Below are 8963 nucleotides of genomic sequence, written 5' to 3' on the forward strand. Positions count from 1 at the left end.
GAGCCGGCCGCCGCCCCGTCGCGCCGCGTCGACGACGGCGATCGCACGCCAGTAGCGGCCACGCCGGTCGCGTCGACCGACACGATGCCGCCGATGGACGACATGCCGCCTGCCGGACCCGACGATTTCGCGTGGTTCGATGCGGCGCCGCCGGGCGATCCCGTGCCGGTGGCCGAATCGCGCCCCGTCGGTACGCCGGTTGCCGCGCTCGACTGGGACGCGCTGGCCGCGCGCGTGTCGGACTGTACGCTTTGCCGGCTGTGCGAGAAGCGGACCAACACCGTGTTCGGCGTCGGCGACCGCGAAGCGGACTGGATGCTGATCGGCGAAGCGCCGGGCGAGAACGAGGACAAGCAGGGCGAGCCGTTCGTCGGCCAGGCCGGCAAGCTGCTCGACAACATGCTGCAGTCGCTGTCGCTCAAGCGCGGCGACAACGTGTACATCGCGAACGTGATCAAGTGCCGGCCGCCGGGCAACCGCAATCCGGAGCCGGACGAAGTCGCGAGCTGCGAGCCCTATCTGCAGCGCCAGGTCGCGCTCGTGAAGCCGAAGCTGATCGTCGCGCTCGGCCGCTTCGCCGCGCAGACGCTGCTGAAGACGGACGCGAGCATTGCGTCGCTGCGCGGCCGCGTGCATGCGTACGAAGGCGTGCCGGTGATCGTGACCTACCACCCGGCGTACCTGCTGCGCAGCCTGCAGGACAAGTCGAAGGCATGGGCCGACCTGTGCCTCGCGCGCGATACGTTCCAGCGTGCCGAGGGCGCCGACGCGAACGGACCGGCCGGACAATGACGACCGGCGCGGCGTTCGCATTCGTCGATACGCTGCACGACGTCGCGGTTCGGGATCTGGGCTGGCTGCTGGCCAGCCCGAGCCTGCTCACCGCGGTGCCGGACGCGCCGCTTGCGCGCCCGTGGCTGGATACGGCCGGACAGTCGGGCGTTGAAGCGTGGCTCGCCGCGCTCGATGCGCAGCCCGAGCCGCTGCATCGCGCGCTCGACGGCTTCCGGCCCACCCGGCTCGGCCGCTACGCCGAATGCCTGCTCGAGTATTTCCTGACGCACGGGCCGTCGCTGCGGCTCGTCGCGGCCAATCTGCCGCTGCGCAGCAACGGCAAGACGCTCGGCGAAGTCGATTTTCTCGTCGATGCACCGGACGGGCAGCGCCTGCACTGGGAACTCGCGGTGAAGTGCTATTTGTGCGCGCCGGTGCAAGCCGGCGCATCGCTCGCCGATTTCGTCGGCCCCAACCTCGTCGACCGGTTCGACCGCAAGCGCCGCCGGTTACTCGAGCACCAGCTGCGGCTAGGCGATCGCGACGGGTTCGCGCGGCTCGGCTACGGCGCGCCGTCCGCGGCGCAGATGTTCATCAAGGGCTGGTTGTTCTATCCGCACGGCGTGCCGTTGCCGTCGGTGTCCGCGGAAATCGCGCCGGATCACCCGCACGGCTTCTGGCTGACTCATGCGCAGTGGCCGTCCTGGGCGGCCGCGCAACGTGCCGGTGTCGCATGGAGCGTGTTGCCGCGGCTGGCGTGGCTCGCGCCGCGACGGACCGCCGCCGGTAGCGGATTCGAACCCGAGCCGCTGGCGGCCGCTCTGGAACTGCCGTCCATGCTGACGGCACGTGAGGCGCCCGCGCTGATCGGCATTCATGAAAAGGACAGTGACGGCACGTGGCGCGAAATGGCGCGCGGCTTCGTCGTGCCGGACGACTGGCCGGTACGCGCCCAGGCGTTCGCGGCGCAGGATCACTGACGCCGCGTCAGCCGGCCCTCACCACCAGCGATGGAAGTGATGGACGGGGCCGACGCCGTGGCCGACGTCGAGGTGGCCGCTCGCGGCGATCGCGCCGGTCAGGTAGGTCTTGGCTTCGCGCACCGCGCTTTCGAGGTCGGGCTGCTGCGGCAGCAGCGCGGCGATCGCCGACGACAGTGTGCAGCCGGTGCCGTGCGTGTTGCTGACGGGCACGCGTACGCCGTCGAGCCGCACGGTGCGTGTCGCTTCGACGAGCCAGTCGGGGCTCGCGGACGCGTCGGGCAGGTGGCCGCCTTTCATCAACACGGCGCGCGCACCCGTCTGTAACAAGGCCTGACCTTGCCGGACCATGTCGTCTTCGGTGGTTGCGGACGCATCGTTCAGCAGCGCGGCGGCTTCGGGCAGGTTCGGCGTCACGACTGTCGCGAGCGGCAGCAGCGCATCGCGCAGCGCGTCGACGGCATCGGGCGCGAGCAGCGCGTGCGAGCTTTTCGAGATCATCACCGTGTCGAGCACGACGAAGCGCGGCGCGTAACGGCACAGCGCGTCGGCGACCGCGTGCACGATCGCCGCGTTCGCGAGCATGCCGATCTTGACCGCATCGATGCGGATATCGCCGAACACCGCGTCGAGCTGCGCAGTCACGAATGCCGCATCCGGCGCATGCACGCCGGTCACGCCGCGCGTGTTCTGGGCGGTCAGCGCCGTGATCACGCTCGCGCCATACGCGCCGAGCGCGGAAAAGGTCTTCAGGTCGGCCTGGATGCCTGCGCCGCCGCCCGAATCGGAGCCGGCGATCGTCAGGATGTTGGGTATCGGGTGCGTCATGAGGGCAACGCGCCGGTTCGAGGACCGGCGCCGGCGGACGGAAACGGAAAGTGTAGCGTCAGTGCCGCGATTCGCCGATCAGCGCGACCGAGTCGAACTGACGCTGGTTCGCCTGGTGGCGGCGCATCACGAGCCACATCGTCAGGCAGACGAACGTGCCGAACAGCACGATCACGACGCCGACCGGCACGTCGAGCCACACGAGCACCGCATACAGGCACAGCATCACGAGCACCGACAGGTTCTCGTTGAAATTCTGCACCGCGATCGAGTGGCCGGCCGACAGCAGCACGTGGCCGCGATGCTGCAGCAGCGCGTTCATCGGAACGACGAAGTAGCCGGACAACGCGCCGACGCACATCAGGAAGATGTACGCGATGATCAGGTACACGGGCATGCGCAGGTGGCCGATGTGCACGGCCCAGTGCGACGGGAACAGGTCGCGCGTGTAGAACGCCATCAGCATCACCGCGATGCCCATGATGATGCCGACGGGCAGCACGGACAGCGACTTCTTCAACGGGATTCGGGCGGCGGCAGCGATTGCGCCTGCCGCGACGCCGACGGCGACCACGGCCTGCAGGATCGCGCCTTCCGACAGCGACATGCCGAGCGACACTTCAGCCCACTTCAGCACGATGAACTGCAGCGTCGCGCCCGCGCCCCAGAACAGCGTCGTGACTGCCAGCGAGATCTGGCCGAGCTTGTCGCGCCACAGCACCATGAAGCAGTCGGCGAAATCGGTGAGGAGCTTGACCGGGCCGCGTTCCTGCTTCGGGTAGCGGGCGCCGGTATCGGGGATGCGCAGGTTGAACAGCGCGGCGATCACGTAGATCGCCATGATGATCGCCATCGCCGCTTCGGCGGGCGTGCCGATCCAGGCGGGCGTGTGCGCGATCACGTGCGACGCGATGTGCGGGCTGATCAGCGCACCGCCCAGCACGGTGCCGAGAATGATCGAGCTGACGGTCGTGCCTTCGATCCAGCCGTTCGCGGCGACCAGCCGGTCGGCCGGCAGCAGCTCGGTGAGGATGCCGTATTTCGCGGGCGAGTAGGCCGCCGCGCCGAAACCGACGATCCCGTACGCGATCAGCGGGTGGGCGCCGAACAGCATGATCATGCAGCCGACGACCTTGATCGAATTGGTGATGAACATCACGCGGCCCTTCGGGCGCGAATCCGCGAAGGCGCCGACATAGGCCGCCAGCACCACATAGGACAACACGAAGAACAGCTTCAACAGCGGTGTCATCCAGTTGGGGGCGTGGAGGTCTTTCAGCAGGGCGATGGCGGCGATGAGGAGCGCATTGTCGGCCAGCGACGAGAAAAACTGCGCGGCCATGATGGTGTAAAAACCTTTTTTCATCTGATGCGATGCTTTCGTCGCTGCGGCAGGGCCGCGTAGGCCGCCTGGTATGCGATCGGCTTATTCCGTTCGAAATGGGTTGTGCGCACGGCTTTATAACATGAAAATACGCCAATTCGGACTAGCAAGATTCCCCGATCGTTCCGCAAATTGTCGGCTTCAGTGCTCAAAAGGCGCGGTAAGCTGATGATTCGCAAGCGTCTTTACGTAAATTTCCCATGCCGCGCCCGATCTCCGCCACCATCCATACCGCCGCTCTCGCGAACAATCTCTCTGTCGTCCGCCGCTTTGCCGGCCCGTCCAAGGTCTGGGCGGTCGTCAAGGCCAACGCGTACGGTCACGGTCTCGCCCGTGCGTTTCCCGGCCTGCGCGGCACCGACGGCTTCGGCCTGCTCGACCTCGACGAGGCCGTCAAGCTGCGCGAGCTCGGCTGGGCCGGCCCGATCCTGTTGCTCGAAGGATTCTTCCGCTCGACCGACATCGACGTGATCGACCGCTACAGCCTGACGACGACCGTCCACAACGACGAGCAGATGCGGATGCTGGAGACGGCGCGGCTGTCGAAGCCCGTCAACGTGCAGCTCAAGATGAACAGCGGGATGAACCGGCTCGGCTACCTGCCGGAAAAATACCGCGCCGCATGGGAGCGCGCCCGCGCGTGCCACGGCATCGGCCAGATCACGTTGATGACCCATTTTTCGGATGCGGACAACGAGCGCGGCGTCGCCGAGCAGCTCGCGACGTTCGAGCGCGGCGCGGAAAACATTGCCGGCGCGCGCAGCCTCGCGAACTCCGCAGCCGTGCTGTGGCATCCGGACACGCACTTCGACTGGGTGCGCCCGGGGATCGTGCTGTACGGCGCGTCGCCGTCCGGGCTGTCGTCCGACATCGCCGATACCGGGCTGAAGCCTGCGATGACGCTCGCGTCCGAGCTGATCGCGGTGCAGACGATCGCGAAGGGCCAGGCCATCGGCTATGGCTCGACGTTCTCCGCGCAGGCGCCGATGCGGATCGGCGTGGTCGCGTGCGGTTACGCGGACGGCTATCCGCGGGTCGCGCCCGAAGGCACGCCCGTGATCGTCGACGGCATCCGCACGCGGATCGTCGGTCGCGTATCGATGGACATGATCACCGTCGACCTGTCCCCGTGCCCGCAGGCCGGTGTCGGCGCGCGCGTCGAGCTGTGGGGCAACGCGCTGCCGATTGACGACGTCGCCCGCCATTGCGGCACGATCGGTTACGAGCTGATGTGCGCGGTCGCCGGCCGCGTGCCCGTGCGCGCGGAATAAGGGCGTCGCGCGTGGCCAAACAGAAAACCGTATACGTCTGCAGCGAGTGCGGCGGACAGACCCCGAAGTGGCAGGGCCAATGCCCGTCGTGCCAGGCCTGGAACACGCTGGTTGAGTCGGTCGCCGAGGCGCCGGCTGCCCATCGGTTCCAGTCGCTCGCGAAGCGGGCGCCCGTCCAGCGTCTCGTCGACATCGAAGCGGCCGACGTGCCGCGCTTCTCGACCGGCATCGGCGAATTCGACCGCGTGCTCGGCGGCGGGCTGGTCCCGGGCGGCGTCGTGCTGATCGGCGGCGATCCCGGCATCGGCAAGTCGACGCTGCTGCTGCAGTCGCTCGCGGACATTGCGAACGAGCGGCGCGCGCTCTATATCAGCGGTGAGGAATCGGCCGCGCAGATCGCGTTGCGCGCGCAACGGCTGGCGCTGCTCGACGGCGGTGCGGTGGCGGACGAACTGAAGCTGCTCGCCGAGATCCAGCTCGAAAAGATCCAGGCCGCGATCGATGCGGAACGGCCGGATGTCGCCGTGATCGACTCGATCCAGACCGTCTATTCGGAAGCGCTCACGTCGGCGCCGGGCTCGGTCGCGCAGGTGCGCGAGTGCGCGGCGCAGCTCACGCGCATCGCGAAGCAGTCGGGCGCCGCGATCATCATGGTCGGGCACGTGACGAAGGAGGGCAACCTGGCCGGCCCGCGCGTGCTCGAGCACATCGTCGACACGGTACTGTACTTCGAAGGCGACACGCATTCGTCGTTCCGGCTCGTGCGTGCGTTCAAGAACCGCTTCGGTGCGGTCAACGAACTCGGCGTGTTCGCGATGACCGAGCGCGGGCTGCGCGGCGTCGCGAATCCGTCCGCGCTGTTCCTGTCGCAGCACGAGCAGGTCGTGCCCGGCTCGTGCGTGCTCGTCACGCAGGAAGGCACGCGCCCGCTGCTCGTCGAAGTCCAGGCGCTCGTCGATACGGCGCACGTGCCGAACCCGCGCCGGCTCGCGGTCGGCCTCGAGCAGAACCGGCTTGCGATGCTGCTCGCGGTGCTGCACCGGCACGCGGGCATCGCGTGCTTCGACCAGGACGTGTTCCTCAATGCGGTTGGCGGCGTGAAGATCACCGAGCCGGCCGCCGACCTCGCGGTGCTGCTCGCGATCCATTCGTCGATGCGCAACAAGGCGTTGCCGAAAGGGCTGATCGTGTTCGGCGAAGTGGGGCTGGCGGGCGAGATCCGGCCGTCGCCGCGCGGGCAGGAGCGGCTGCGCGAAGCCGCGAAGCTCGGCTTCACGTCCGCGCTGATCCCGAAGGCGAATGCGCCGAAGCAGCCGATCGAAGGGCTGAACGTGATGGCGGTCGATCGGCTCGAACAGGCGATCGACCGCGTGCGCGATCTCGAGTAACCGGCCCGGCAGGCGCCCGGGCCAAGCGCGCGGGCGATCTGTCGCGTAATTCGTTGTAAAGAAGATGTAGGGTTCTGTAACCCGCCGGACATCGCTTTTCCCTATCCTTTGCCGGATTGTCGAACCGCGCAATGCGAAGGGATCCTATGTTGAAATCGTACGGGGAAGCGCCGAGCGGAAGCCTTTACAACCTGCGTGGCTGCCGCGTGTCGGAGCCGATTCGCCAGCCCTGGGGCGGCGGATGCCGGATCGTCGAATGGATCGACGAAGAGGGGCGCCTGGCGCGCAAGGTCGTGTCCGAGGACGTGACGGAAGCGGAAGTCGCCGCGGCGATCCGCCGGCCGACCGAAGGGCGCCGGCACCTGATGGGCGACGACGAGCAGATGCCGCGCGACACGTTGCCGCGACGTTGAGCCGGTGGTTTGGCGAACAGCCGCGGAACCGAGTGACGACGGTAATGAATGAACAGGCCGGGCTCTTGCGCCCGGCCTTGTCGTATCCGGGCCCGCAAAGGGCCCGATGGTCTGTCGAGGGGCAGCGATACCAAGGTACCGCTGCTCCAAGGCAGCCGGGATGCCGGGCTGACCGGCGCATCGGTATCGGCCGGCCGCACCGCGACGGCGGTCAGCCGATCTGCTCGAGCTCTTCCTGCGCGGCGAGCCAGTCGGCCTCGACCGTTTCGAGACGCGTGTTGACGTCCCCGAGCTTGCGGATCGCGTCGGTCAGTTCCGTCTTGCGCTCGGCTTCGTAGCTCGCCGGATCGGCGACGAATGTGTCGAGGCGCGCCTTCTCCGCGTGCAGCGTCTCCATTTCCTTTTCGAGCTTCGTGATGCGCGTCTGCAGCGGCTTCTTCAACACCGACAGGCGCTGCCGCTCCTCGGCGGCCTGACGCTTCTGGTCCTTGCGATTGGCCGCAGCGCCCGCGCTCGACGAAGCCGCGCTGTCGGCCTTCGCGGCGGCGCGCTGCTCGGCCGCGTGCTGCAGCAGCCAGTCGCGGTAGTCGTCGAGGTCGCCGTCGAACGGCTGCAGCCGGTGCTTCGCGACCAGCATGAACTGGTCGGTCGTCGCGCGCAGCAGGTGGCGATCGTGCGAGACGAGGATCAGCGTGCCTTCGAACTGCGCGAGCGCCATCGTCAGCGCATGACGCGTTTCGAGGTCGAGGTGGTTGGTCGGTTCGTCGAGCAGCAGCAGATTCGGCTTCTGCCAGATGATCAGCGCGAGCGCGAGGCGAGCCTTTTCACCGCCCGAAAACGGCCCGACCGGGGTGGTCGCCATGTCGCCCGAGAAGTTGAAGCCGCCGAGGAAGTCGCGCAGCTCCTGCTCGCGGGTGTCGGGCGCGAGCCGCGCCAGATGCGCGAGCGGCGAATCGTCCTCGCGCAGCGTTTCGAGCTGGTGCTGCGCGAAATAGCCGATCGTCAGCCCCTTGCCGTCGCGGACGTGGCCCGACAGCGGTGCGAGCGTGCCGGCCAGCGTCTTGATCAGCGTCGACTTGCCCTGGCCGTTCGCGCCGAGCAGGCCGATGCGCTGGCCGTTCTGGATCGACAGCGCGACGCGCTCGACGATCGGGATTTCCGCTCCGCCGTCGGCGTGGTAGCCGCAGCGGACGTCTTCCATCACCATCATCGGGTTCGGCGCGGCATCGGGCATGCGGAATTCGAACGTGAACGGCGACGCGATGTGCGCGGGCGCGATCAGCTCCATCTTCTCGAGCGCCTTCATCCGGCTCTGCGCCTGCTTGGCCTTGGTCGCCTTGGCCTTGAAGCGGTCGACGAAGCTCTGCAGGTGCTCGATCGTCTTCTGCTGCTTTTCGTAGGCGCTTTGCTGCAGCGCCAGTTGCTGCGCGCGCAGCACTTCGAATTGCGAGTAGTTGCCGCCGTAGCGCTTCACCTGGCGGTTTTCCAGGTGCAGCGTGACATTGCAGATCGAATCGAGGAATTCGCGGTCGTGCGAAATCACGACGAGCGTGCCGGGGTAGCGGTGCAGCCAGTCTTCGAGCCAGACGATCGCGTCGAGGTCGAGGTGGTTCGTCGGTTCGTCGAGCAGCAGCAGGTCGGAACGGCACATCAGCGCCTGCGCGAGGTTCAGGCGCATGCGCCAGCCGCCGGAGAAGCTGGCGACGGATTCGCGCGTCTGCGCGAGCGTGAAGCCGAGGCCGAGCAGCAGCGCCTCGGCGCGGGCAGGCGCGGTGTAGCCGTCGGCGTCAGCCAACGCCGCGTGCGCGTCCGACTCCGCGGCGCCGTCATGCGCGGCGGCGGCGGCCGCGATGCGCCCCTCGAACCCGCCCCACACAGCCTCGCCGCCCACCCGGTAATCGAGCCACCCCGAGCCGACCGCGCGC

Annotated in this window: 8 protein-coding genes; 5 read left to right on the plus strand and 3 right to left on the minus strand. The window is 68.0% G+C overall.

Going from position 1 to position 8963, the window contains the following annotated elements; translation table 11 throughout:
* Positions 1–792: uracil-DNA glycosylase (locus G3O00_RS36685; RefSeq protein WP_241025505.1), on the plus strand; the 792-nt coding region annotated here is incomplete at its 5' end.
* Complete coding sequence (locus G3O00_RS36690) at positions 789–1754, plus strand: DUF1853 family protein (RefSeq protein ID WP_206145935.1); 966 nt, start codon at positions 789–791, stop codon at positions 1752–1754. The genes G3O00_RS36685 and G3O00_RS36690, both read left to right, overlap by 4 nt.
* A gap of 18 nt (positions 1755–1772) precedes the next feature.
* Here the strand turns inward: G3O00_RS36690 and thiD are convergent, their stop codons facing one another.
* A complete protein-coding gene (gene thiD, locus G3O00_RS36695) occupies positions 1773–2582 on the minus strand; it encodes a bifunctional hydroxymethylpyrimidine kinase/phosphomethylpyrimidine kinase (RefSeq protein WP_206145936.1) in 810 nt (269 codons plus the stop codon).
* 58 nt (positions 2583–2640) lie between these two features.
* Positions 2641–3948 carry a lysophospholipid transporter LplT gene (gene lplT, locus G3O00_RS36700; RefSeq protein ID WP_011352480.1) on the minus strand — a complete coding sequence of 436 codons (1308 nt, stop codon included), beginning with the start codon at positions 3946–3948 and terminating at the stop codon, positions 2641–2643.
* Positions 3949–4166: 218 nt separating this feature from the next.
* Between lplT and alr the strand changes: the two genes are divergently transcribed.
* The 3 genes from alr (at position 4167) to G3O00_RS36715 (ending at position 7038) form a co-directional block, all read left to right on the plus strand.
* Positions 4167–5237 (plus strand): alanine racemase, encoded by a 1071-nt coding sequence (gene alr, locus G3O00_RS36705; RefSeq protein ID WP_011352479.1) that lies wholly within the window; start codon positions 4167–4169, stop codon positions 5235–5237.
* Positions 5238–5248: 11 nt separating this feature from the next.
* Entirely contained in the window at positions 5249–6625 is a 1377-nt protein-coding gene (gene radA / locus G3O00_RS36710) for a DNA repair protein RadA (RefSeq protein ID WP_206145937.1), read from the plus strand.
* Between the two features lie 146 nt (positions 6626–6771).
* On the plus strand, positions 6772–7038 hold the full coding sequence (locus tag G3O00_RS36715; RefSeq protein WP_011352477.1) for a DUF2866 domain-containing protein: 267 nt from the start codon (positions 6772–6774) through the stop codon (positions 7036–7038).
* Between the two features lie 211 nt (positions 7039–7249).
* Here G3O00_RS36715 and G3O00_RS36720 read toward each other — a convergent pair.
* The coding region (locus G3O00_RS36720) for an ATP-binding cassette domain-containing protein (RefSeq protein WP_241025506.1) at positions 7250–8963 on the minus strand (1714 nt) is incomplete at its 5' end.

Origin of the sequence: Burkholderia sp. Ac-20384 (genome assembly GCF_017104605.1) — a bacterium.
Taxonomy (GTDB): domain Bacteria; phylum Pseudomonadota; class Gammaproteobacteria; order Burkholderiales; family Burkholderiaceae; genus Burkholderia; species Burkholderia lata.

Bases quoted from the DNA above. Each gene is read 5' to 3' on its own strand.
- G3O00_RS36690 (WP_206145935.1), top strand. From the start codon at position 789: ATGACGACCGGCGCGGCGTTCGCATTCGTCGATACGCTGCACGACGTC.
- thiD (WP_206145936.1), bottom strand. From the start codon at position 2,582: ATGACGCACCCGATACCCAACATCCTGACGATCGCCGGCTCCGATTCG.
- lplT (WP_011352480.1), bottom strand. From the start codon at position 3,948: ATGAAAAAAGGTTTTTACACCATCATGGCCGCGCAGTTTTTCTCGTCG.
- alr (WP_011352479.1), top strand. From the start codon at position 4,167: ATGCCGCGCCCGATCTCCGCCACCATCCATACCGCCGCTCTCGCGAAC.
- G3O00_RS36715 (WP_011352477.1), top strand. From the start codon at position 6,772: ATGTTGAAATCGTACGGGGAAGCGCCGAGCGGAAGCCTTTACAACCTG.